Source organism: Cupriavidus sp. H18C1 (assembly GCF_049311595.1).
In the GTDB taxonomy this organism is placed as follows: Bacteria; Pseudomonadota; Gammaproteobacteria; order Burkholderiales; family Burkholderiaceae; genus Cupriavidus; species Cupriavidus cauae.
This window is the reverse complement of sequence record NZ_CP186009.1, coordinates 1,954,432-1,977,903: the sequence shown is the minus strand read 5'-3', so window position 1 is coordinate 1,977,903 and position 23,472 is coordinate 1,954,432. Positions and strand designations below refer to the sequence as shown.

The window sequence follows — 23,472 nt, the reverse complement described above, 5'->3', positions numbered from 1 at the left end:
AGGTCTGCTGCATCGAGGTCTCCTGTGCGTTGCCGGTTTCAGCGCAGCGCGATGGTGGTATTGACGCCCTGGTTGACGGTCTCGTCATCGAACCAGCGTGCCGTCACGGTCTTGGTCTGCGTGTAGAACTGCACCACCTGCTTGCCGTAGGGGCCGAGGTCGCCCAGCTTCGAGCCGCGCGAGCCGGTGAAGCTGAAATACGGCACCGGCACCGGAATCGGGATATTGATGCCGACCTGGCCGACGTCGATCTCGCTCTGGAACTTGCGCGCCGCGGCGCCGCTCTGCGTGAACACGCCGGTGCCGTTGCCGAAGGGGTTGCGGTTGACCAGCGCGATCGCCTCGTCGAGCGTGTCGACGCCGATCACCACCAGCACCGGCCCGAAGATCTCCTGCGTGTAGATCGACATCTCGGTGGTGACGTCGGTAAATACGGTGGGCCCGATGAAGTTGCCGTCCGGATAGCCCGGCACGCTGACCTCGCGGCCATCGAGCGCGAGCGTCGCGCCTTCCTTCACGCCGGCCTCGATCAGGCCCAGGATGCGCTGCTTCGCCGCGACCGACACCACCGGTCCGACATCGGTGCCAGGCTCGGCGCCCGCGCCGACCTTCAGCGTGCGGGCCTTGGCGATCAGCTCGGGCACCCAGTCGCGCGCCGCGCCGACCAGCACCGCCACCGAGGTCGCCATGCAGCGCTGGCCCGCCGCGCCGAAGGCGGCACCGACCAGCGCGTTCAGCGTCTGCTCCTTGTGCGCGTCGGGCAGCACCACCGCATGGTTCTTGGCGCCCATCATCGACTGCACGCGCTTGCCGTGGCTGCCCGCCAGGTTGTAGACATGGGTGCCGACCGCCGTCGAGCCGACGAAGGACACCGCCTTGACATCGGGATGCGTGCACAGCGCGTCGACCACGTCCTTGGCGCCATGCACGACGTTCAGCACGCCGGGCGGCACGCCGGCTTCGAGCGCGAGCGCCACCAGTTCCATCGTCGACAGCGGGTCCTGCTCGGAGGGCTTGAGCACGAAGGTATTGCCGCAGACGATCGCCATCGGGAACATCCACAGCGGAATCATGGCCGGGAAATTGAACGGCGTGATGCCGACGCAGACGCCGATCGGCTGCTGCAGCGTGTAGGTGTCCACGGTCGCCGCCACGTTCTCCGCAAAGCCGCCTTGCTGCAGCGTGCCGATCGAGGCGGCGTGCTCGACCACCTCGAGGCCGCGGAAGATGTCGCCCTCGGCGTCGGACAGCGTCTTGCCCTGTTCGGCGGTCAGGATCGCGGCGATGCGCTTGCTGTGCTCGCGGATCAGCGCCTGGTACTTCAGCATGATGCGCAGCCGCGCGCCGATCGGCGTATGGCGCCAGCTGGCGAAGGCGCGCTGCGCCGCGCCGACGGCGGCGTCGACCTCGGCCTGCGTGGCCAGCGGCACGCGCGCCAGCACCTGCTGCGTGGCCGGATTGACGACCTGGCGGTATTCGGTGGCGGCCGATTCGACCCATTCGCCGTTGATCAGCAGCTTGACTGTCGGAACCGCGGTGTCGGTGGCGGGCTGTGTGGTCATGGTGTCTCCGTCGTTTGTTTGGTCGGGCAAGTCGTCAGAAAGGGCGAGGGTTGAACTGCCGCAACGCGGCCAGCTACAGCGAGCGGGCGATCAGCATCCGCTGGATCTCGCTGGTGCCTTCGTAGATCTGGGTGATGCGCGCGTCCCGGTAGTGCCGCTCGACCGGGTAGTCCTCGAGGTAGCCGTAGCCGCCATGGATCTGCAGCGCCTTGGAGCAGACCCGTTCGGCCAGCTCGGACGCATACAGCTTGGCCTGCGACGCTTCGGACAGGCAGGGCTGGCCGTCGCTGCGCATGCGCGCGGCGCGATGCACCAGCAGGCGCGCCGCGTTCAGCTCGGTCGCCATGTCGGCGAGCATGTTGGCGATCGGCGCATGCTCGCGCAGCGGCCGGCCGAACTGCACGCGTTCGGCGGCATAGCGGCAGGCCGCATCGAAGGCCGAGCGGGCGATGCCGATCGCCTGCGCGGCGATGCCGATGCGGCCGCCTTCGAGGTTCGACAGCGCGATGCGCAGGCCCTCGCCGGTGTCGCCGAGAAGCGCGTCGTGCGGCACGACGCAGTCCTCCAGCGTGATCGCGCAGGTGTCCGAAGCACGGATGCCCAGCTTCTTCTCCGGGGCATGGACGTGAAAGCCCGGCGTGCCGGTCGGCACCAGGAAGGCCGACAATCCGCGCTTGCCGCGCTCCGGTTCGGTGGCCGCGAAGACGATGGCGATGCCGGCGCGCTGCCCGTTGGTGACGAACTGCTTGTTGCCCGACAGCACCCAGCCATCGTCGGTCGGCCGTGCGCGCGTGCGCAGGTTGTGGGCCTCGGAGCCGGCCTGCGGCTCGGTCAGGCAGAACGCGCCGATCAGCTCGCCGCTGGCCAGCGCCGGCAGATAGCGCTGCTTCTGCGCCTCGCTGCCGTAGTGCAGGATCGGACCGCAGCCGACCGAGCTGTGCACGCTCATCAGCGTCGCGCAGGCCGCGCAGCCGGCGGCGATCTCCTCGATCGCCAGCGCGTAGGCGATGTAGTCGGTATAGGTGCCGCCCCATTGCTCGGGCACGATCATGCCGAGCAGGCCGAGCGCGCCCATCTCGGCCACGATCTCGTCGGGCAGTTGGCCGCTGCGGTCCCATTGCGCGGCGTTGGGCTTGAGCCGTTCCTCGGCGAAGGCGCGCGCGGTGTCGCGGATCATGCGTTGCTGCTCGGTGTATTCGCTGTACATGGCGCTGTGGTCGCGTAGTTGGGGGGCGTCGTGGGGCGGTCGTCGTGTGGCGGTCGTCGAATGACGGCAGTGTAGAAAGGCGATGCCGGCGCGCGCTATGCCAAAATCCGCCAACTGTGCTGAACTGATTTGCCACTGCCGGCCGCTTGCCGCCACGGCGGCAGCCGGCATCCCGACCACCCCTACGGATCGTCTCCATGCCCTCGCTGTTGCGTCCCGTTCCTGCCTCGCGTGCCGATGGAAAAAGGTAGCGTCGCGATCTGCTTTGTCCACCATGCGATTTCCGGGCTGCGGGCGCACGGCATCGATGCGGAGCCGGTGCTGCGCGCCGCCGGTATCGCGCCCGCGATGCTGGCGGTACCGCAGGCGCGCGTGTCCGCTGCCAGTTACAGCGCGCTGTGGCTGGCGGTATCGGCGGCGCTTGGCGACGAGTTCTTCGGCCAGGACTCGCGCGCGATGAAGCCCGGCAGCTTCGCGCTGCTGTGCCATGCGGTGGCCGGCAGCCGCACCGTGGGGCAGGGGCTCGACCGCGTCGCGCGCGGCTTCGGCCTGCTGCTCGACGATATCGGCGTGCAGCTGCTGCGCCGCTACGATGGCGCCGCGCCCGGCGCCGGCCCCGAGCGCGCCGCGCTGGTGCTGACCGAGCCGTCGCGGCGCCGTCCCGGCGTGTTCGCCCAGGAGACGCTGCTGATCATGCTGCACGGGCTGATGTGCTGGCTGGCGCGGCGGCGGGTGCCGGTGCGGCTGGCCGCCTTCCGCTATCCCGAGCCCGACTACAGCGCGGAATACCGCGTCATGTACTCGCGCCAGCTCGCCTTCGCTGCGCCTTGCACCGCGCTGATCTTCGACGCGGCGTGGCTGGACCACCCGGTGCGGCACGACGAGCGCAGCGTCAAGGCCTTCCTGCGCGACGCGCCCCATAACGTGGTGGTCAAGTACTCGGACCGCAGCAGCGTGGTGGCGCGCGTGCGCCGGCTGCTGCGGCAGTCGCGGCCGGATGGATGGCCGACCTTCGAGGCGCTCGCGGCCGCGCTGCATCTGTCGGCCTCGTCGCTGCGGCGCAGGCTGATGGAAGAGGGCGCCACCTATCAGCAGCTGAAGGACGAATTGCGGCGCGACCTGGCGATCGAGGCGCTCAGTCATACCGACTTGCCGATCACCGAGATCGCGGCGGAGATGGGGTTTGCCGAGCCCGGGGCGTTCCATCGCGCGTTCCGGCGCTGGACCGGGCTGCGGCCCGGGGTCTATCGCGGCATGCACGCCGCCGCGGACTGAGGGCGCGGCGGCGCGGACGGGGTCAGTGCGGCGCGTCGGCGCGGCGGTCGCCGGTGTCGGCGCCGCGGTTCGCGCCGTTGTTCGCGCCGTTGTTCGCACTGTCGTTCGTGCCGTTGTTTGCGCCGATGTTCGTGCCGTTGTTCACACTGTTGTTCACGCCGATGTTCGCGCCGGCATCGACGGCCGCAGCGGCGTCCTGCCGCGCGCTCTCCAGTACGCGCCGGACCATTGCCGTCGCCAGTTCGTGCTCGCCGAGGAAGACCTCGCCGACGCGGTCCTTCAGCAGCAGCGCGGCCTCGTCCTCGCTGTGCGTGCGCACCAGGATGCGGATCCCCGGATTCAGCGTGCGCGCGATCTCGACCATGCGGCGCACGCCGACGGTATCGGGCGTGGCGATCACCAGCATGCCGGCGCGCGCGATATGGGCCTGGATCAGCACGGACGGTTCGGCCGCATCGCCCGATACCGCCGGCACGCCCTGCTCGCGCAGCGCCTCGACGATCTCCCGGTTCTGGTCGGCCACCACCACCGGCACGCCATGCGCGCGCAGCGCCCCGACGATACGGCGGCCGACGCGGCCGTGGCCGACCAGCACCACCTGCCGCGTCAGCAGCGCCTGATCGACCGTGGCCGGCAACTCGGCCAGCGGATCCGCGCTGCGCTCGAGCTTGCGCGCGAGTTCGGAACGCCCGCGGATCCAGCGCTGCAACGGTTCCACGGTGCGAAACACCAGCGGATTCAGTGCGATGGAGATCAGCGAGGCCGCCAGCACCAGGTTGTGTCCCTGCGGGCTCAGCATGCCGAGCGTGACGCCGAGCCCGGCCAGGATGAACGAGAACTCGCCGATCTGCGCGAGGCTCGCCGACACCGTCAGCGCGGTGTTCAGCGGATAGCGCATCGCCAGCACCAGCGCCAGCGCAGCCAGCGACTTGCCGACGATCACGATGGCCAGCGTGGCCACGACCTGCAGCGGCGCGTCGACCAGCACGCGCGGATCGAACAGCATGCCGACCGAGACGAAGAACAGCACCGAGAAGGCATCGCGCAGCGGCAGCGTCTCCTGCGCGGCGCGATGGCTCAGCGCCGAGCCGCGCAGCACCATGCCGGCGAAGAAGGCGCCGAGCGCGAACGAGACGCCGAACAGCACCGCCGAGCCGTAGGCGATGCCGACCGCGGCGGCGATCAGGCACAGCGTGAACAGCTCGTTCGAACCGGTGCGAGCGACCTGCCACAGCAGCCATGGAAACACGCGGCGGCCCACCAGCAGCATCAGCGCGATAAAGATCGCGACGCGTCCGAGCGTGGCGCCCACCGTCGCCCATAGCGAGGCGCCGGCATCGGGCTGCACGGCGCCGTTGCCGCCCGCCGCGATGGCCGCTGCCTGCCCGGACGGCACCGTGCCGAACACCTCGGCCAGCGCGGGCAGCATCACCAGCACCAGCACCATCACGAGGTCCTCGACCACCAGCCAGCCGACCGCGATCCGGCCGTTGACCGACTCCAGCGTGCCGCGCTGCTCCAGCGCGCGCAGCAGCACCACGGTGCTGGCGACCGACAGGCACAGGCCGAACACCAGCGCGTCGGCCAGCGGCCAGCCCCATAGCCGCGTGACGCCGGCCCCGAGCGCGGTGGCGAAGGCGATCTGCACGATCGCACCCGGGAGCGCGATGCGGCGCACCGACAGCAGGTCTTCCAGCGAGAAGTGCAGGCCGACGCCGAACATCAGCAGCATCACGCCGATCTCCGCCAGCTGGCCGGCCAGCGCCATGTCGGCGACGAAGCCCGGCGTGGCCGGGCCGATCACGATGCCGGCCAGCAGGTAGCCGACCAGCGCCGGCGCGCCGAGGCGGGCACAGATGAAACCGAAGACGAGCGCCAGACCGAGGCCGGCGGCGATGGTGGTGATCAGGCTGACTTCATGGGGCACGGGCGGCTCGCGGCGAAGTGATCAGGGGTGATCGATGGATCGGTGGCGCAACGGTCTGCAGTCCATGATAGCAAGCCGATGTGGCCCGGCTGCCAGCACGGGCGGCAACGGGGCGTCGTTTACACTGTTGCCTTCGTTCTTTTTCCAAAGATCGCGGTCCTTCGCGCGGGTCGTTCCCGCCGGCCGCCCGCCGTTTCCGCTTCATGTCCCAGCCGTTCCCCGCACCCCATCAGATCGATCTCGTCGTCTATCCCGGCTTCAAGGCCATGGAGGCGGTCGGACCGATGACGGTGTTCGACTATGCGAACCTGCAGCTGGCCCGGCGCGGCCAGCCGCCTGCCTACCGGACCCGCATCGTCTCGACGCGTGTGGGCCCGGTGCCTTCGGACACGCTGATGACGCTGCAGGCCACCGCGCGGCTCGACACGGTGCTGCTGCCCGATACCGCGGTGATCGTCGGCGCGCGCGATATCGAAGGGGCGTTGAAGGAAGCGGGGGAGATCGTGCCGTGGGCGCGCGCGGTGGCGCCGCGCATCGGCCGGCTGGTGGCGCTGTGTTCGGGATCGTTCTTCCTGGCCGCCGCCGGGCTGCTCGACGGCAAGCGCGCGACCACCCACTGGAGCGTGGCGCCGCTGCTGCGGCAGCGCTATCCCGCGGTGGCGGTCGATCCCGATGCAATCTTCGTGCGGCAGGGCAGGCTGTGGACCTCGGCCGGCGTCACGGCCGGCATCGACCTGGCGCTGGCCATCGTCGAGGAGGACCTGGGGCGCGAGATCGCGCTCGATCTGGCGCGCGAGCTGGTGGTCTTCCTGAAGCGTCCGGGCGGGCAGTCGCAATTCAGCGTGCATCTGGCCAGCCAGACCACCGGCCACGCCGGCGTGCGCGAGGTGCAGGACTGGATCCTGCGCGACCTGACCCGCGCGTTCACGATGAGCGAGATGGCGGCGCGGGCCGCGATGAGCGAGCGCAATTTCCGCCGTGTCTTCGCGCGCGAGACCGGGGCGAGCCCGACCGGCTTCATCGAATCGGCGCGGCTCGAAGCGGCGCGCCGCCTGCTGGAGCAGGGCGAGCTGCCGCTGAAGGCGGTGGCCGCGCGCAGCGGCTTCGGTTCGGACGAAGCGCTGCGGCGCGCCTTCCTGCGCCATCTGGGCATCACGCCGCGCGACTATCGGCAGCGGTTTGGCGCGGCGGCGTAGCGCAGAAGCGGCCAAGCGCGAAGCACCGAACGCTCGAGCACCAACGCGCAAGCATCGAAACGCCCCCGCTCCGAAGCGCTTTCCACCGCCCGATTCACGCGCCCTGCAACTGCGCCGCGTGATGGCGCAGATGGTCCTCCATCCACGTTGCGATGAAGTAGTAGCCGTGGTCGTAGCCCTGATGCCGCCGCAGCGTCAGCGGCTGGCCCACCGCGGCGCAGGCCGCCTCGAAGGCCTCGGGATGGAGTTGATCGGCCAGGAACTTGTCGGCCAGCCCCTGATCGACCAGGATACCGCCGGGGAAGGGCGCGGAGGGCTGCGCCTGCATCAGCGCGCTGGCATCGTACTGCAGCCATTGCGCGCGATCCTCGCCGAGATAGCGGCTGAACGCCTTCTCGCCCCAGGGGCATTGCGACGGCGCGGCGATCGGCGCGAACGCCGACACCGAGCGGAAGCGCTCGCGATGGCGCTGCGCCAGCACCAGCGCGCCGTGGCCGCCCATCGAATGGCCGAAGATGCCGATGCGCTGCGGATCGGCGCCGAGTTCGCCGACCACCAGGTCGTAGAGCTCGCCGGCGACATAGCTTTCCATGCGCCAGTGCGCGCTCCACGGCGCCTGTGTCGCATCCAGATAGAAGCCGGCGCCCGCGCCGAAGTCCCATGCGTCCGCCTCGCCGGCGATGCCGGTGTCGCGCGGGCTGGTATCGGGCGCGACCAGGATCAGGCCAAGCTGCGCGGCAAGCCGCTGCGCGCCACCCTTGATCATGAAGGTCTCTTCGGTGCAGGTCAGGCCGGCCAGGTAGAACAGCGCCGGCCGCGGCGTGCCGACACCGGCCAGCGCCGCCGGCGGCAGGAAGACCGAGAAGCGCATCGGCAGGCCGACCGCGGTCGACGCATGCCGGTAGAAGCGCTGCACGCCGCCGAAGCAGCCGTGCTCGGAGAGCAGTTCGAGCATGAGCGTCGCGCCTCCGGCCTTAGTACAGCACCACCGAACGGATCGACTCGCCGCGCTTCATCAGGTCGAAGCCCTCGTTGATCCGCTCCAGCGGCAGCGTGTGCGTGATCAGGTCGTCGATGTTCAGCTTGCCGTCCATATACCAGTCGACGATCTTGGGCACGTCGGTGCGGCCGCGCGCGCCGCCGAAGGCCGAGCCCTTCCACTCGCGGCCGGTCACCAGCTGGAACGGACGGGTCGAGATCTCGGCGCCCGCCTCGGCCACGCCGATGATGATCGACTTGCCCCAGCCCTTGTGGCAGCACTCCAGCGCCTGGCGCATGACCTTGGTGTTGCCGATGCATTCGAACGAGTAATCGGCGCCGCCGTCGGTCAGCTGCACGATGTGGTCGACCACGTTCTCGACCTTGTTCGGATTGACGAAATGCGTCATGCCGAATTGCCGGGCCAGCGCCTCGCGGTTCGGGTTGATGTCGACGCCGATGATCTTGTCGGCGCCGACCATCTTCGCGCCCTGGATCACGTTCAGGCCGATGCCGCCCAGGCCGAACACCACCACATTGGCGCCGGCCTCGACCTTGGCCGTGAACAGCACCGCGCCGACGCCGGTGGTCACGCCGCAGCCGATATAGCAGACCTTGTCGAACGGGGCGTCGTCGCGGATCTTCGCCAGCGCGATCTCCGGCACCACGATGTGATTGGCGAAGGTCGACGTGCCCATGTAGTGGAAGATCGGCTTGCCGTCGAGCGAGAAGCGCGAGGTGCCGTCCGGCATCAGGCCCTTGCCCTGGGTCGCGCGGATCGCCTGGCACAGGTTGGTCTTGCGCGACAGGCAGAACTTGCACTGGCGGCATTCGGGCGTGTAGAGCGGAATCACGTGGTCGCCGGGCTTGAGCGACGTCACGCCCGGGCCGACCTCGGTCACCACGCCGGCGCCCTCGTGGCCGAGGATGGCGGGGAAGATGCCTTCGGGGTCCGCGCCCGACAGCGTGTAGTAATCCGTATGGCAGATGCCGGTGGCCTTGATCTCGACCAGCACCTCGCCGGCGCGCGGTCCGGCCAGATCGACTTCCTCGATGGTCAACGGGGCGCCTGCTTTCCAGGCGACGGCGGCTTTGGTTTTCATGGCGGCTTTCCTAAGGTGGCGACGCGCGGGGCGCGTGGCGGGGTTCGATCGGTGGTGGGCGCGGGCCGCAGTACCGGCACTACGCAGTACCGTCACTACGCAGTACCGGCACCACGCAGTACCGGCACCTGGCGGTACCGCGCGGCATCGCGGTTTCGGCTGACACTGTAATGCCTGCGGCATCCGGACGGCATGGCAATGCTGTCCGCTTGGCCCCGCAAGCCGCCATTTTGGCCGAATGCGAGGGCTAGCGGCCCGGCATGCGGGCAGCAGGCTCGGCGGTGGAGGTCGCCGCCCGTGCCGGCAGGTCGGCCGCGCCCTGGTGGCGCCGGCCCAGCCACCAGCCAAGCAAGCCCCAGACCAGCGCCAGCACGGCGCCGGTAAGAGCCACCACCGCGGGATGACCCGCCAGCGCGTCGATGCCGGTCTTGACCCAGGCGCTGACCGCATCGCCGGCGCGGTAGACCATCGTGTCGATGACGTTCTTGGCCTTGTACTTGGTCTCGGCATCGACCACGGTGAACAGCATCTCGCGGCCGGGCCGCACCAGCGCGTATTCGCCGACGCGGCGCAGCACCATCACGCCGGCCAGCACGCCGAACACCGGCCAGATCGCCAGCAGCACGAAGCCGCCGGCCACGGCCAGGGGCACCACGGTCAGCAGCGCGATCACGCCATAGCGCCGCGCCACCTGGCCCGAGAAGAACAGCTGGATCGCGATGGTGGCGGCCTGCACGATCGCGTCGATCGCGCTGAACACGCGCGTCTGCTCGGTGCGGTCGGGGAAGGTCTCGGCGACCAGCCGGGCCTGTTCGAAGTACAGGAAGGTGCTGGCGGTCGACAGCAGGATCACGAACAGCGCGATGCCGAGCAGATAGCGCGAGCGGGCGATCAGCGTCAGGCCGGCCAGCAGGCTGCCGCCGATGGGTTCGCGCGGATCGTCGCGCGCGGCACCGGCATGGTGCGCGGTGGCGGCGCTCGCCGCGGCAGTGCCCTGCGCGATGGCACCCGCGCCAATGTCAACCCCAACCCCGGTCCCGGTCGCGGTTGCGGTTGCGGTCCCTGTTGCGGCACCGGCACCGGCACCGGCACCGGCCCCGGCACCCGCCCGCGCCCGCCACCGAAACAACCACGAGCAACCCGGCAGCGTCGCCGCGAGCAGCACCGCGGACAGCAGCATCAGCCCCGTCAGCCCGATCGGCTCGACCAGCCATCCCGACAGCAGCGGCCCGGCGAGCCCGCCGACGCTGGCGCCCGCCGCGATCACCGGAAACAGCCGGCGCGCCTGTTCGGGCCGGAACACGTCCGCCATCAGGCTCCACGCGACCGACACCACGAACAGATTGAACACCGACAACCACACATAGAACACCCGCGCCAGCCAGACATCGTCGGGCCGCGCGCGCGTGGCAAGCGCGAAGGCCAGCAGATTGGCGATGAAGAAGGCATAGACCCAGGGCACGAAGCGCCGCCGCGGCAGCCGCGAGCTGCACAGGCCGTACAGCGGAATCGCGGCCAGCATCACGACGAAGGTCGCGGTGAACAGCCATTGCAGGTTCTGCACGCCGCCGGCGATGCCCATCGTTTCGCGCACCGGCCGCAGCATGAAGTAGCTGGCGAACAGGCAGAAGAAGAATCCGAATGCCGCGACCACGGCAGCGTGTTCGCCCGGGCGGATGCCGAGCGCGCCGAGGCGGCCGGGGCCCGATTGCGGGGGGCGGAGCGGCTGCCATGGCCGACGTGTACGGGGCCGGGGCGCTAGGTCAGCAGCGCCGCGATGCGTTCGCGCTGCTGCGCGTCCGGCATGCGGCCGAGCGCCGCGCCGAGGTTGTCGCGCATATGGCGCGGATTGGACGTGGCTGGAATCGCCGCGGTCACCGCCGGATGGCTGACGATGAATTTGAGGAACAGCTGGCCCCAGCTGCTGCAATCGAGCTCGGCCGCCCACGGCGGCAGCTGGCGTCCTTGCACCGCGCGGAACAGCCGCCCATCCTGGAACGGCCGGTTGATCAGCACGCCGATGCCGCGCTGCCGGCACAGCGGCAGCAGCCGGCGCTCGGCCTCGCGCTCGCCCAGCGAGTAATTGATCTGCACGAAATCGATCTTCTCGCTGCGCACGATCTGCTCGAGCCGCTCGTGCGCATCGGCGCGATAGTGGGTGACGCCGATATAGCGGGTCTTGCCCTGTTCCTGCAGCCGGCGCAGGAAACGCAGGTTCTCTTCCCAGTCGATCAGGTTGTGGACCTGCAGCAGGTCGACGGTGTCGCTGCCCAGCTCCTGCTGCGAGCGCGCCCATTGCGCCGGCGCGCTGCTGCTCGATGCCGAGATCTTGGTGGCGAGGAAGACCTGCCTGCGGCCATTGTGCAGGCGCAACAATTCGCCGGTGACGGCCTCCGCGGCACCATAGCTGGGCGCGGTATCGAGAACGGCGCCCGGCATCCGCAGCAGCAGCGACATCACCTCGGAAAGCGGGCTTTGCGGCAGCCCCTGCGTCGGCGCGTCGAAGGTGTCGGCGGTGCCCAGGCCGATCACCGGCAGCGTTTCGCGCGTGCCGGGGATGGCGCGCCGCAGCGGGCCAGCGCTGCCGCCCGCGGCCGGGGTGCCGGGGGGCTGTGGACGCGGATGCCGATGCGGGGCCGGGCTGGGCCCGTGCGGCGGACGTCAGCGTGCCCGCCAGCGCGGCGGAACAGGCAAGGAAGCGGCGACGATCGATGGGCATGGCGTCTCCTGGCGAGCCGGCAACTTCCCGGCCATTGTAGGTAAGACGCGCCGATTTGGCACAGCCGCCGCCGCGGCCTTTCCTGGAGATCAGATTACGGTGGCCAGCCCCAGCGTCAGCAGCAGCGCCACCACGGAGATGATCGTCTCGCAAACGGTCCAGGTCTTGAACGTCTGCGCCACGGTCATGTTGAAGTACTCCTTGACCAGCCAGAAGCCCGCATCGTTGACGTGCGACAGGATCAGCGAGCCCGCGCCGGTGGCCAGCACCAGCAGCTCGGGGCGCGTGCCCGGGACGCTCGCCGCGATCGGCGCGACGATGCCGGCCGCGGTGGTCATCGCCACGGTGGCCGAGCCGGTCGCGATGCGGATCATCACGGCGACCAGCCAGCCGAGCACCAGCACCGAAACGTTGGCGCCGGTGGCCACTTCCACGATCGAATTCGAGATGCCCGAGTCACGCAGGATGCGGCCGAAGCCGCCGCCGGCGCCGACCACCAGCGTGATGATCGCGGTGGGCGCCACCGATTCGTTGGTGAAGCGCAGGATCGCCTCGCGATTGAAGCCGCGCGCCTTGCCGAAGGTGTAGAAGCTGACCAGCGCGGCGATCAGCAGCGCGATCACCGAGTTGCCGATCAGCTTCAGGAAGTCGTTGGCCCAGGTCTTGGGCGTCGTCACCAGGTCGGCGCCGCTGCCGATCAGCATCAGGATCACCGGCAGCAGGATCGTGAACACCGTGATGCCGAAGCCCGGCAGCGCCTGGGCCGGCGCGGTGTCGTCCGCCTCCTCGATGAATTGCGCGGCCAGCGGGTTGTCGGCGGGCAGCTTGATATGGCGGTCCATCAGCTTCGCGAAGATCGGACCGGCGATCGCCGCGGTCGGGATGCCGACGATCAGCGCGTACAGGATCGTGCGGCCGATATCGGCGCCGTACGCGGTCACCGCCAGCAGCGCCGCCGGATGCGGCGGGATCAGGCCGTGCACCACCGACAGGCCGGCCACCATCGGGATGCCGACCTTGATCATCGAGGTGCCGGTGCGCTGCGCGATATTGAAGGCGATCGGGATCAGCAGCACGAAGCCGACCTCGAAGAACACCGGCAGGCCGACGATGAAGGCGATGGTCGCCATCGCCCAGTGCACGTTCTTCTCGCCGAAGAAGGCGATCAGCGTGCGCGCGATCCGCTCGGCGCCGCCGGACTCGGCCATCATCTTGCCGAGCATCGTGCCCAGGCCCACGACCAGCGCGATATGGCCGAGCGTGCCGCCGACGCCGGCCTCGAACGACTTGACGATCTCGTTCATCGGCATGCCGACGGAGAAGCCGAGCAGGACAGAGACCACCACCAGCGTGATGAAGGGGTTCAGCTTGAATCGCGCGATCAGCACGACCAGCGCGATCACGGCGATCAGCGCATACAGCAACAGCGTGGTTCCGGTGACTGGGACCATGTTGTCTCCTTGGGGTGCGCGGGGCCGGTCGGCGCCGCGGCGTATGAGAGGCCGCTGGCGCGGCCCGGTTGGGAAAAGGGAAGGGAGGTGGGCTGGATCCGCGTGTATCCGCGGGCCTCGCGACATTCGCCGAACTGGCGAACCGGCCGAAGCAGCGGATTCGGCGGACGGATTCAGCCGAATCAGCCGCCCGGACGCTTGTAGGCGATGCAGTCGATCTCGACCTTGCAGTCGACCACCATGCTGGACTGCACGCAGGCGCGCGCCGGCGGATTGGCGCCGAAATACTGCTTGAAGATCTTGTTGAACGAGGCGAAGTCGCGCGCGTCGTCGAGCCAGACGCCGCAGCGGACCACGTGCTCCGGGCCGTAGCCGGCCTCGGCCAGGATCGCCAGCACGTTCCTGATGACCTGGTGGGTCTGCGCGACGATGCCGCCGTCGACGACCTCGCCATCGACCATCGGCACCTGGCCCGACACATAGAGCCAGCCGTCGGCGGCGACCGCGCGTGCGAACGGCATGTGCTGGCCGCCGGTGCCGGTGCCGCCTTCGACGCCAAAGCGTTGGATATCCATGAAGACTCCTTCGAACTGAATACGGGAAACGGTGAGCTTGAAAAAGGGGGAGGACGCGTGCGGGCTTATGTGTCCGCGATGGTGTCCGCGGTGGTGTCTGCAGCGGCGCGGGCCGTCTCGCCGCGCGGCAGGAAACGTCCGGCGCGCGCGCCGGTGGCGCGGCGCTGCGACCACGACAGCGTGCCGTTGACCCAAACCGCGGCGATGCCCTCTGCGGGCTGCATCGGCTCGGTAAACGTGGCCGCGTCGCGGATCGTCGCGGCGTCGAACAGCACCAGGTCGGCCCAATGGCCTTCGCGCACGAAGCCGCGTCCCGCGAGGCCGAAGCGCTCGGCCGACAGGCCGGTCATCTTGGCGATCGCCATCGTCAGCGGAAACAGCTCGCGGTCGCGCGCGTAGTGGCCCAGCACGCGGGGGAACGCGCCCCACAGGCGCGGATGCGGCAGCGGATCGTTGGGCAGCCCGTCCGAGCCGATCACCGTGGCCGGATGCGCCAGGATGCGGTCGACGTCGGCGTCCTCCATGCAGTGATAGACCGCGCCCGCCGGTTGCAGGCGCCGCGCCGCCTCGTGCAGGTCGACCTGCCATTCGGCCGCGATATCGGCGAGCAGGCGTCCGCCCATCGCGGGATGCGGCGTGGACCAGGTCACCATGATGTCGAAGTCGCCGGTGACCTGCTTGAGGTCCAGCGTCGACGAACTGGCGGTATAGGGATAGCAGTCGCAGCCGACCGGCTGCCAGCGCTGCGCGGCGTCGAGCGCGGCCAGCACCGCGCCGCTGCGGCCCCAGTTGTCCACGCCCGCGCATTTGAGGTGCGAGATCACGACTGGCACGCGCGCATGGCGGCCGATGCGGAAGGCCTCGTCCATCGCGTCGAGGATCTCGGCGAATTCGCTGCGCAGATGCGTGGCGTACACCGCGCCGGCGCGCGCCAGCGGCTCGGCCAGCGCCAGCACTTCCTCGGTCGGCGCGGCAAAGGCGTTGGCATAGGCGAGGCCGGTCGACAGGCCGAGCGCGCCGTGGTCCAGCGCCTCCTGCAATTGCGCGCGCATCGCGGCGATCTCGTCGGCGCTCGCGGCGCGGTCGAGCCGGTCCAGATGATTGCTGCGCAGCGCGGTGTGGCCGACCAGCGCGGCCACGTTGACCGCGGGCCGAGCGGACGCGATGGCATCGACGTAGGCCGCGAAGCTCGGATAGCGGAACGCGCTCGCATCGCCCAGCAGGTTCATCGGATCGGGCGGTTCGCCGCGCAGGGCCACGGGGGCCGCGCTGATGCCGCAGTTGCCGACCACCACGGTGGTCACGCCCTGCGACAGCTTCGGCGTCATCTCCGGCTGGCGCACCACGTTGGTGTCGTCGTGCGTGTGGACGTCGATGAAGCCCGGCGCGAGCACGAGCCCGTCGGCCTCGATGACCTCGTCCGCGGTGTCGATGCCGATGCGTTCGCCACTATCGTCGTCGGGATCGATGTCGACGATGCGGGCGATGCGGCCGTCGCGCAGTCCGACATCGGCGACGCGCGCGGCGGCGCCCGAACCGTCGATCACGGTGGCGCCGCGGATCAGCGTGTCATAGGCGAAGAGGGTGTCCGAGCTCGCTGCCATGGTCAGTCTCCGCGCGGCTGACGACTGTCGCGCAGCCCCGCGCTGCCACGCTCGCTGCGCTCGCCGCTGCCCCGATGCGCGTCCAGCACGTACTTGAGCCGCCGCAGCCGTTCCTGGCTGTCGTCCTGCTGCAGCAGCGCCAGCCGCGTGGCCAGCACGTCCAGCACCAGCAACATCGCATAGCGCGAGGCCGACGGCTTGAAGATGAAATCGGTCTCCAGCGCGCGCACGGGCAGCAGCACGTCGGCGCGCGCGGCCAGCGGCGAGCCCAGCGCGGTCACCGCGATCACGTGCGCGCCGTATTCGCGCGCGACATCGCAGCTCGCCAGCATCTCGGGCACGCTGCCGCTGACCGAGAAGGCCAGCACCACGTCGCCCTTGACCAGCGTGGCCGCGACCATCTGCTGCAGTACCGCGTCCTGGTAGCTCGCGACCGGCCGGCCCAGCCGCGCCAATCGATAGCGCGCCTCGTCGGCGAGCCAGGTCGAGCCGCCACCCATGCCGAAAGCGTAGACCATGCGCGCCTCCTGCAACAGGCGCGCGGCGCGTTCGATCTGGGCCTCGTCGATCAGCTGGCGGTTGGCCTCGAGCACCGCGACCACATCCCCATGCAGGCGATCGGCCAGCGAGGGCGGGGCCGCTTCCGCGCCCGCGGTATCGGGCTCGTGCTGCAGGAAGCGTTGGCCGACCGCGGTCGCGCGCGCCAGACGCAGCTTCAGGTCGCGCACGTCGCGGCAGCCGAGCGCCTTGGCGAAGCGCGTCACGCTGGCCTCGCTGACGCCGGCCTTGCGCGCCAGCGCATTGATGCTGGCCGAGGCCGCGCCGGCGACGTCCTCCAGGATGACCTGGGCCACCTTCTGCTCGGCCAGCCGCAGCGTCGGGCCGCGCTCGGCGATGCGGGTCAGGATGTCGAAGGCAGCGGGCATGGGCTTGTCGAAGGGGTGCCGGATGTCGGGCCTGGCCTCCGGGGAGGCGGGGGCACCGCGGCGTGTTACTTTATAACAGGGATGAAATATCGTAATTTCGCCGCTATCATTACGTCAATCGGAAATTTCGACAGCGCGCCACCGTGTGTGGCCGGGCGCGGAAAGGCGGACAACGGCATGCGTGATATAAAGTACCAAAGCGGGATCATCGATCCGCTGAACAAGGCGCTCGGCAAGCTGGAGGCGCCGCTGGCGCCCGCCGAGGCGGCCACCGGCTGGCGCCTGCTGGACGAGGAACTGAGCCTGCCGGCCGCGGTGCTGTACGAAAGCCGGCTGGCCCACAACCTGGCCTGGATGCGCCGGTTCATGGACGAGTACGGCGTGAAGCTCGCGCCCCACGGCAAGACCACGATGGCGCCGAAGCTGTTCGCGCGGCAGCTCGAGGCCGGCGCCTGGGGTATCACGCTGGCGACCGCGCAGCAGACCGCCGCCGCCCATGCGCACCGCGTCAAGCGCGTGCTGATGGCCAACCAGCTGGTGGGCCGGCGCAATATGGAGATCGTCGCCGACCTGCTGCGCGATCCCGATTTCGAATTCTTCTGCCTGGTCGATTCGGCCGAACTGGTGGACCAGCTCGGCGGCTTCTTCCGCGCGCGCGGCCAGCGCCTGCAGGTGCTGCTGGAACTGGGCGTGGAAGGCGGGCGCACCGGCGTGCGCGACGCCGCGCAACAGCAGCAGGTGCTGGACGCGCTGGACCGCTGGCCCGGTGCGCTGACGCTGGCGGGCGTGGAGATCTACGAGGGGGTGCTGCAGCAGGAGGCCGATATCCGCGCCTTCCTGCGCCGCACCGTCGCGGTCACGCGCGAACTGGCCGCGCAGGGCCGCTTCGGCGCAGGTGCCGAATCCCGCCCGGTGGTGCTGTCCGGCGCGGGCTCCGCCTGGTACGACGTGGTGGCCGAGGAATTCGCCGGCGCCGACATCGGCGCGCCCATCGACATCGTGCTGCGGCCCGGCTGCTATCTGACCCACGACGTCGGCATCTACCGGCAGGCGCAGCAGCGCATCCTGGCCAGCAACCCGGTGGCACGGAAGATGCGAGAGGGTTTGCTTCCCGCCTTGCAGCTGTGGGCCTATGTGCAGTCGATCCCCCGAGCCGGACCGCGCGATCGTCGGCATGGGCAAGCGCGACGCTGCCTTCGATGCGGGCATGCCGATTCCCGCGCGGCACTTCCGTCCCGGTTCGGCTGATCGCGGGGCAATGGACGACGCAAAGGACGACGCAAAGGGCGGGGCAAACGCGCGGGGAACCGCGCCTGGCGATACGCCGTCCATACCTTCTCACTGGGAGATCATCGGCATGATGGACCAGCACGCCTATCTGCGGATCGCGCCGGGCGACGACGTGCGCGTCGGCGACATGATCGCCTTCGATATCTCGCATCCTTGCCTGACCTTCGACAAGTGGCGGCATATTCCCGTGCTGGACGACGAGCTGCGCGTGGTCGATATCGTGCAGACCTTCTTCTGAGGTTTCCCGTCTTTCGGTCCTCCGGTCCTCCGGTCCTTCCGTTTCCCTTTCTCCCGTATCGGCGATCGCACCATGAGCATCGATATCCTGGCCTTCGGCGAAGCGCTGGTCGAGTTCAACCAGCAGCCCGACGCGCCCGAACGCTATCTGCAGGGCTTCGGCGGCGATACCTCCAACTTCTGCATCGCCGCCGCGCGTCAGGGCGCACAGACCGGCTTCATCAGCGCGGTCGGCGCCGACAGCTTCGGCGAGCGCCTGCTGGCGCTGTGGACGCAGGAGCGTGTCGATACCCGCCATGTGCGCACCGACCCGCGGGCGCCGACCGGTGTCTACTTCGTCAGCCACGACAACCACGGCCATCGCTTCGACTATCTGCGCGCCGGCTCGGCGGCGAGCTGCTACAGCCATGACGATCTGCCGCAGCAGGCGATCGCCGAAGCGCGCTATCTGCATCTGTCCGGCATCAGCCTGGCGATCAGCAACAGCGCCTGCGATGCCGGGCTCGCGGCGATGGAGCTGGCGCGCAAGGCCGGTGTCAAGGTTTCGCTCGACACCAATCTGCGGCTGCGGTTGTGGTCGCTGGCCCGCGCGCGCGGCATCATGCGCGAAGCGCTCGGGATGACCGATATCTGCCTGCCGAGCTGGGACGATGTCACGGTGCTGACCGGGCTCGATGACCGCGACGCGATCGTCGACCATCTGCTCGGCTGCGGCGTGAAACTGGTCGCGCTCAAGCTCGGGGAAGAGGGCGCCTACGTGGCGACGACCGATGCGCGCGCGCTCGTGCCCGCGTACCCGGTGCAGCCGCTCGACGCCACCGGCGCCGGCGATTGCTTCGGCGGCAGCTTCATCGCGCGGCTGGCCGCCGGCGACGATCCCTTCGAGGCGGCCCGCTATGCCAACGTGGCCGCCGCGCTGTCGACCACCGGCTATGGCGCGGTCGCGCCGATTCCCTCGGCGGAAACGGTGCTGGCGCGGCTGGCCGAATCCGTCTCGGTGATCCGATGATGGCGCCGGTCCGCGCTCGCCGTCCTGCCGTGCGGCGTTGCCGTGCGACGGCGGGAGACGCTTCCTTTCAACCCGTACCGACTTCCTTCCCGATAACGCCATGCCCAGCCAATCTCCCTCGCTGATCGACCGCCTGGCCGGCGTGCCGGTCATTCCCGTGCTCGAGTTCCACTCCGTCGACGAGGCGCTGCGCGTCTCCGAGGCGCTGGTGGCCGGCGGCCTGCCGGTGCTCGAAATCACGCTGCGCACGCCGGTCGCCATCGAGGCGATGCGCGCGGTCGCCGCCGCGTTGCCTCAGGCAGTCGTCGGCGCCGGTACCGTGCTCGATGTCGCGCAGCTGCATGCGGTGCGCGATGCCGGCGCGCAGTTCGCCGTCTCGCCCGGGCTGACGCCGCGGCTGGCCGAAGGCGCGCGCGATGCCGGCATTTCGCTGCTGCCCGGCGTGGCCACCGCCAGCGAGGCGATGGCCGCGCTCGAGGCCGGCTTTACCTTCCTGAAGTTCTTCCCGGCCGAGGCCGCCGGCGGCATGCCGATGCTGAAGTCGCTGAACGGGCCGCTGCCGCGGCTGCGCTTCTGCCCGACCGGCGGCATCGACGCGGCGCGCGCGCCGGCCTATCTGGCCCTGCCGAACGTGGTCTGCGTCGGCGGCTCCTGGGTGGTGCCCAAGGACGCGGTCGCCAGCGGCGACTGGGCGCGCATCCGCTCGCTGGCGGAAGAGGCCGCGGCCCTGCGGCGCAGCTGAGCGCGGGCTTCCTGCCGCGCTCTTTCGGCGCTCCTTCGATCCTTCTTTCGAGCGCCTTTCGCGCTCGTGCGGCGCCCGTCCGGGTCCGTCCGGCGCTGGGCAAGCGCTCGGCAGGCGCTCGGCAGGCGCTAGCCGGACGCGCCTCGCGCCGCAGCACGGCCGTTGGCGTGCTGTCGGACAAAGGCCGATTGTCCGGGCCGGCGGCGACACCTAAGCTGACAGCATCCGGACTGATGGAGTCGGCATGGCGGCGTTTGCGGTGTCGTGGGAGAGAGCGAGGCCGCGCACGGCGAGCTGGCTGCGCTGGCTCGCCACGGTGACGTTGGCGCTCAGCGCTTCCGCCTGCGCCAGCCTGCCGCAGGATGTACCGCGCCGGCCCTCGACCGCCTTTACCGGCTGGGCGGATACCCCGCTGGGCCAGGTCGTCGCGCGCAGTACGCCGGACCCGGCACTGTCCGGCTTCCACCTGGTGTCGTCGGGCGAAGACGCCTACGGCACGCTGATCACGCTGGCCGACCGCGCCACCCGTTCCCTCGACCTGCAGTACTACATCGTCGCCGCCGACGAATCGTCGCGCGAGATCCTGCGCCGCGTGCGCGCGGCCGCCGAGCGCGGCGTGCATGTGCGGCTGCTGGTCGACGACCTGCACAGTGACGGCAAGGACCCGGCCTTCCTGCGTTTCGCGCGCCATCCCAACATCGAGGTGCGCTACTTCAATCCGTTTCCGGCGGGGCGCTTCTCCAAGCTGACCCGCTTCATCAGCGTGGCCGGCGATGCCCGTCGGGTCAACCGGCGCATGCACAACAAGGTCTTCATCGCCGACAACGCGATGGCGATGACCGGCGGCCGCAATATCGGCAACGCGTATTTCCTGCGCGCGCCGGATACCAACTTCGTCGATCTGGACGTGGTGGTGGCCGGCCCCGCGGTGCGCCGGCTGTCGGCCGGCTTCGACGAGTACTGGAACAGCCAGTACGCCTATCCGGTCGAGGCGCTGGCCAATCCGAACGAGGCGGCGCCGGGGCCGGCGGGCACGCCGCCGGGCTCGGGCGTGCAGGCCGCCGGGAATCGGGAAACGGACGGGGCGGGTGGATCGGCCGGCTTGGGTTCCGGCAGATCGGGCGTTGGCGGATCGGCCTCCGGTGCATCGGGCTCTGGTGGTTCGGGCTCCGGCGGATCGACCGGTTCGAGCGGTTCGACTTCGCCGCCCGCGCCCGAGCAGGCGCTGGTCGACGAGGCCGCGCAGCGCGAGGCCGAGCAGAAGCGGCTGGAGGCGAGCGGCATGACCGCGCCGCAGAAGATCGATCCGAACAAGAGCTTCCTGGCGCGCGAGCTGATCCGCGGCGGCAAGCTGAACTTCGAATGGGCGCGCGCCAGCGTGCTGGTCGACAACCCCGCCAAGGTCGAGCCAGACAAGCTGCCGGACAGCGACGATACGCTGGCCGACGAGGTCGCGCGGATGATGAACGAGGCGCGGCAGGAGATCATCATCATTTCGCCGTACCTGGTGCCGGGCAAGCGCGGCGTCGAATGGCTGACCGGCCTGGCACGTCGCGGGGTCAAGATACGCGTACTGACGAACTCGCTGGCGGCGACCGATTCGCCGATCGTGCATGTCGGCTACAAGCGCTATCGGAAGGACCTGCTGCGCGCCGGGATCGAGCTGCACGAGCTGAAGTCACGACTGCATCGGCAGCAGCGCGCGGTGGGGGGATTTCAAGTCCTCGCAGGCGAGCCTGCACGTCAAGGCCGCGGTGGTGGACCGCACCACGCTGTTCGTCGGCTCGATGAACTTCGATCCGCGCTCGATCACGCAGAACACCGAGACCGGCATCATCGTGCGCAACGAGCGGCTGGCGGGGCAGGTGGCGCAGCTGTTCACGGGCGCGATCGGCGTCAACAGCTGGCGGCTGCAGCTGTCGGAGGACGACAAGCTGCAATGGGTGGACGGGCAGGGCAAGCAGGCGGTGGTGCTCGATACCGAGCCGGATACGACCTGGTCGCAGCGCTTCTGGATCGACGTGCTGACGCCTTTTACGCCGGAAGAACTGCTGTAAGGCGCCGGGCTGCTGCAAGGCGCCGGTGGGTCGAGGCCGCGGTTGCGTCAAGGCGCTGGTTGTGTCAAGGCGCCCGTCGCAGCAAGGCGGCGCGGCTGCAAGGCGCCGGCTGCAGCAAGGTACCGATGGCTGGAGGCGCCGGCAGGCCGCCGCGCAGCTCGCTGGCGGCCTGCCCTGGTACCCCGCCTGGCTTACTTGTGACGATCCGCCGCGCCTTCGAGCTTCTGGCCGCCGCGCTGGATGTCCTGGCCGAGCCCGGCCATCGTGTTGCAGCCGGTCAGCAGCACAGCCAGCATCAGACCGAAAATCCAACCTTTTTTCACACTGCGCTCCTTTTGAGATGTTGCGAACGGGGCGATTTTACAATTGGTGCGGCCCGCTGCGCACAGGGCAGTGTGGCTATTTGTAACGGCCGGCGGGGTGGACGAACGGGATCGGCGCGGAAGCGGCAGGGAACGGGTAAGGATGGAGCACCTAGGGGCACGGACAAGCGCGGACAAGCGCGGCCGGGTGCGGCCGGGTGCGGAGGGGTGCGGAGGGGTGCGGAAGGGCCGAGGGGTACGGAGGGGCGCGGGGGGAGCCTGGCAGGGCGACGCGCCCTAGACGTAGGCGATCAGCCGTCCGGCCGCGATCACCAGCGTCCACGTCAGCAGCGACAGCACCGCTGCGGTGCGCGCCGCGCGCGGCGGCCGGACGCCGACGTTCCAGTCCGCCACGTTCGCGCCGCCGCGGACCTCGCCCGGGCCGGCCGCCCGCTGCAGTGCGCGGTACGGCCACAGATGAAACGCCAGGGCATTGAGCAGACCCAGGGCGATCAGGGCCAACTTGACATACAGCGCGGGATTGGTCGCCAGCTCGTCGGCATGCGCGAGCAGCAGCAGGATGCCGCTGATGGCGACCGCGACGAAGGCCGCCATCGTCAGCGGCAGCACCTGGCGCAGCAGCGCCGTGACCGGCAGATTGCGCCAGAGCCCGGCCAGCCGCAGATCGACCACGGCAATGGTGCCGAACAGCAGCGCCATGCCGGCCAGGTGCACGATCTCGACCAGCGGATAGGCCCAGGCGGAAGCGCGCAGCGCGCTCGACAGCGGCAGCGCCGCCAGCGTCGCGCCCAGCGCGGTCAGCGATGCCACGGCGCGCGATGCGGGGAAGTCAGCGCAGTTCGACGGTCTGGCCGTCGAGCACGATCCGCTCGGCGCGCATCTCGTCGCCGTGTTCCTTGCTGGGATAGCCGACGATGGTGACCTCGCGGCCGACCGCAACCTTGTCGGCGGTCGCCCCGCGCGCCTGCATCCGCGAGATCGGCGCCAGCACGGCCAGCCAGCGCTTGCCGTTGGCGTCGATCCGCACCATCGCGTGCGGGTTCTCGTATTTGACCTCGGTCAGCTTGCCGGTCAGCGTGATGGGCTTGCTGTCGTCATAGCTGGACCAGCCGTGATGGGCGGCGGCCGGGCCGGCGAGCAGGGCGGCGAGCGCCGCGGCGGAGGACAGCGCGGCCAGCGGCGCGGCGCGCATCGACGGGAACAGGCGGAACGTGCGAGACAGGCGGGGCATGGCGGATCTCCGTAACAACAGGCAGCGGGCGGGCAGCGGACGGAACCCATGGAAACGGAC

Annotated in this window: 20 protein-coding genes and 3 pseudogenes; 8 read left to right on the top strand and 15 right to left on the bottom strand. The window is 69.9% G+C overall.

The window, feature by feature from the left end; genetic code table 11:
• Nucleotides 1-38 precede the first annotated feature (38 nt).
• Both OJJOAM_RS24770 and OJJOAM_RS24765 read right to left on the bottom strand, forming a co-directional pair.
• Nucleotides 39-1,562, bottom strand: a complete 1,524-nt coding sequence (locus tag OJJOAM_RS24770; protein ID WP_422650226.1) for a CoA-acylating methylmalonate-semialdehyde dehydrogenase — start codon at nucleotides 1,560-1,562, stop codon at nucleotides 39-41.
• Between the two features lie 73 nt (nucleotides 1,563-1,635).
• Nucleotides 1,636-2,769, bottom strand: a complete 1,134-nt coding sequence (locus OJJOAM_RS24765; protein WP_422650225.1) for an acyl-CoA dehydrogenase family protein — start codon at nucleotides 2,767-2,769, stop codon at nucleotides 1,636-1,638.
• A 237-nt stretch (nucleotides 2,770-3,006) separates the two neighbouring features.
• Between OJJOAM_RS24765 and OJJOAM_RS24760 the strand changes: the two genes are divergently transcribed.
• A complete protein-coding gene (locus OJJOAM_RS24760; protein WP_422650224.1) occupies nucleotides 3,007-4,044 on the top strand; it encodes an AraC family transcriptional regulator in 1,038 nt (345 codons plus the stop codon).
• A 22-nt stretch (nucleotides 4,045-4,066) separates the two neighbouring features.
• Here OJJOAM_RS24760 and ybaL read toward each other — a convergent pair whose 3' ends face one another.
• Nucleotides 4,067-5,971 carry a YbaL family putative K(+) efflux transporter gene (ybaL, locus tag OJJOAM_RS24755; RefSeq protein ID WP_422650223.1) on the bottom strand — a complete coding sequence of 635 codons (1,905 nt, stop codon included), beginning with the start codon at nucleotides 5,969-5,971 and terminating at the stop codon, nucleotides 4,067-4,069.
• A 203-nt stretch (nucleotides 5,972-6,174) separates the two neighbouring features.
• On the opposite strand from ybaL, the gene OJJOAM_RS24750 reads away from it, so the two are divergent.
• Nucleotides 6,175-7,167: a GlxA family transcriptional regulator gene (locus OJJOAM_RS24750; RefSeq protein ID WP_422650222.1), complete on the top strand. Its 993-nt coding sequence runs from the start codon at nucleotides 6,175-6,177 to the stop codon at nucleotides 7,165-7,167.
• Between the two features lie 94 nt (nucleotides 7,168-7,261).
• On the opposite strand, the gene fghA is transcribed toward OJJOAM_RS24750, so the two are convergent.
• The 8 genes from fghA to OJJOAM_RS24710 form a co-directional block, all read right to left on the bottom strand.
• Nucleotides 7,262-8,122 (bottom strand): S-formylglutathione hydrolase, encoded by an 861-nt coding sequence (fghA, locus tag OJJOAM_RS24745; protein WP_422650221.1) that lies wholly within the window; start codon nucleotides 8,120-8,122, stop codon nucleotides 7,262-7,264.
• A gap of 19 nt (nucleotides 8,123-8,141) precedes the next feature.
• Nucleotides 8,142-9,248: an S-(hydroxymethyl)glutathione dehydrogenase/class III alcohol dehydrogenase gene (locus OJJOAM_RS24740; RefSeq protein WP_422650220.1), complete on the bottom strand. Its 1,107-nt coding sequence runs from the start codon at nucleotides 9,246-9,248 to the stop codon at nucleotides 8,142-8,144.
• Nucleotides 9,249-9,495: 247 nt separating this feature from the next.
• Entirely contained in the window at nucleotides 9,496-10,902 is a 1,407-nt protein-coding gene (locus OJJOAM_RS24735) for an NTP/NDP exchange transporter (protein ID WP_422650219.1), read from the bottom strand.
• A 104-nt stretch (nucleotides 10,903-11,006) separates the two neighbouring features.
• Complete coding sequence (locus OJJOAM_RS24730) at nucleotides 11,007-11,780, bottom strand: aldo/keto reductase (protein ID WP_422650218.1); 774 nt, start codon at nucleotides 11,778-11,780, stop codon at nucleotides 11,007-11,009.
• 276 nt (nucleotides 11,781-12,056) lie between these two features.
• Nucleotides 12,057-13,418: a GntP family permease gene (locus OJJOAM_RS24725; protein WP_422650217.1), complete on the bottom strand. Its 1,362-nt coding sequence runs from the start codon at nucleotides 13,416-13,418 to the stop codon at nucleotides 12,057-12,059.
• Nucleotides 13,419-13,600: 182 nt separating this feature from the next.
• The gene (locus OJJOAM_RS24720; RefSeq protein WP_422650216.1) at nucleotides 13,601-13,993 is read right to left on the bottom strand and encodes a RidA family protein; all 393 of its coding nucleotides are present in this window, start codon (nucleotides 13,991-13,993) and stop codon (nucleotides 13,601-13,603) included.
• 65 nt (nucleotides 13,994-14,058) lie between these two features.
• Entirely contained in the window at nucleotides 14,059-15,597 is a 1,539-nt protein-coding gene (locus OJJOAM_RS24715) for an N-acyl-D-amino-acid deacylase family protein (RefSeq protein ID WP_422650215.1), read from the bottom strand.
• A 2-nt stretch (nucleotides 15,598-15,599) separates the two neighbouring features.
• On the bottom strand, nucleotides 15,600-16,523 hold the full coding sequence (locus tag OJJOAM_RS24710) for a MurR/RpiR family transcriptional regulator (RefSeq protein ID WP_422650214.1): 924 nt from the start codon (nucleotides 16,521-16,523) through the stop codon (nucleotides 15,600-15,602).
• A 177-nt stretch (nucleotides 16,524-16,700) separates the two neighbouring features.
• Between OJJOAM_RS24710 and OJJOAM_RS24705 the strand changes: the two are divergent.
• The 4 genes and pseudogenes from OJJOAM_RS24705 to OJJOAM_RS24690 form a co-directional block, all read left to right on the top strand.
• A pseudogene (locus OJJOAM_RS24705) lies at nucleotides 16,701-18,051 on the top strand (amino acid deaminase).
• Between the two features lie 72 nt (nucleotides 18,052-18,123).
• On the top strand, nucleotides 18,124-19,059 hold the full coding sequence (locus OJJOAM_RS24700; RefSeq protein ID WP_422650213.1) for a sugar kinase: 936 nt from the start codon (nucleotides 18,124-18,126) through the stop codon (nucleotides 19,057-19,059).
• A gap of 100 nt (nucleotides 19,060-19,159) precedes the next feature.
• The gene (locus OJJOAM_RS24695) at nucleotides 19,160-19,801 is read left to right on the top strand and encodes a bifunctional 4-hydroxy-2-oxoglutarate aldolase/2-dehydro-3-deoxy-phosphogluconate aldolase (RefSeq protein WP_149318140.1); all 642 of its coding nucleotides are present in this window, start codon (nucleotides 19,160-19,162) and stop codon (nucleotides 19,799-19,801) included.
• Nucleotides 19,802-20,045: 244 nt separating this feature from the next.
• Nucleotides 20,046-20,705: pseudogene (locus tag OJJOAM_RS24690) on the top strand (phospholipase D-like domain-containing protein); the annotation flags it as partial.
• A gap of 74 nt (nucleotides 20,706-20,779) precedes the next feature.
• On the opposite strand, the gene OJJOAM_RS24685 reads toward OJJOAM_RS24690, so the two are convergent.
• The gene (locus OJJOAM_RS24685; RefSeq protein WP_422650212.1) at nucleotides 20,780-21,295 is read right to left on the bottom strand and encodes a hypothetical protein; all 516 of its coding nucleotides are present in this window, start codon (nucleotides 21,293-21,295) and stop codon (nucleotides 20,780-20,782) included.
• Here OJJOAM_RS24685 and OJJOAM_RS24680 point away from each other — a divergent pair.
• Both OJJOAM_RS24680 and OJJOAM_RS24675 read left to right on the top strand, forming a co-directional pair.
• Nucleotides 21,261-21,431: pseudogene (locus tag OJJOAM_RS24680) on the top strand (phospholipase D-like domain-containing protein); the annotation flags it as partial. The gene OJJOAM_RS24685 and the pseudogene OJJOAM_RS24680 sit on opposite strands and share 35 nt — an antisense overlap.
• 124 nt (nucleotides 21,432-21,555) lie before the next feature.
• The gene (locus OJJOAM_RS24675) at nucleotides 21,556-21,858 is read left to right on the top strand and encodes a phospholipase D-like domain-containing protein (RefSeq protein WP_422650211.1); all 303 of its coding nucleotides are present in this window, start codon (nucleotides 21,556-21,558) and stop codon (nucleotides 21,856-21,858) included.
• A 191-nt stretch (nucleotides 21,859-22,049) separates the two neighbouring features.
• On the opposite strand, the gene OJJOAM_RS24670 is transcribed toward OJJOAM_RS24675, so the two are convergent.
• The 3 genes from OJJOAM_RS24670 to OJJOAM_RS24660 form a co-directional block, all read right to left on the bottom strand.
• Nucleotides 22,050-22,181: an entericidin A/B family lipoprotein gene (locus OJJOAM_RS24670; RefSeq protein ID WP_149318142.1), complete on the bottom strand. Its 132-nt coding sequence runs from the start codon at nucleotides 22,179-22,181 to the stop codon at nucleotides 22,050-22,052.
• 276 nt (nucleotides 22,182-22,457) lie between these two features.
• Entirely contained in the window at nucleotides 22,458-22,991 is a 534-nt protein-coding gene (locus OJJOAM_RS24665; RefSeq protein ID WP_422650210.1) for a hypothetical protein, read from the bottom strand.
• Between the two features lie 19 nt (nucleotides 22,992-23,010).
• Nucleotides 23,011-23,412: a DUF6152 family protein gene (locus tag OJJOAM_RS24660; protein ID WP_422650209.1), complete on the bottom strand. Its 402-nt coding sequence runs from the start codon at nucleotides 23,410-23,412 to the stop codon at nucleotides 23,011-23,013.
• Between the last annotated feature and the right edge of the window lie 60 nt (nucleotides 23,413-23,472).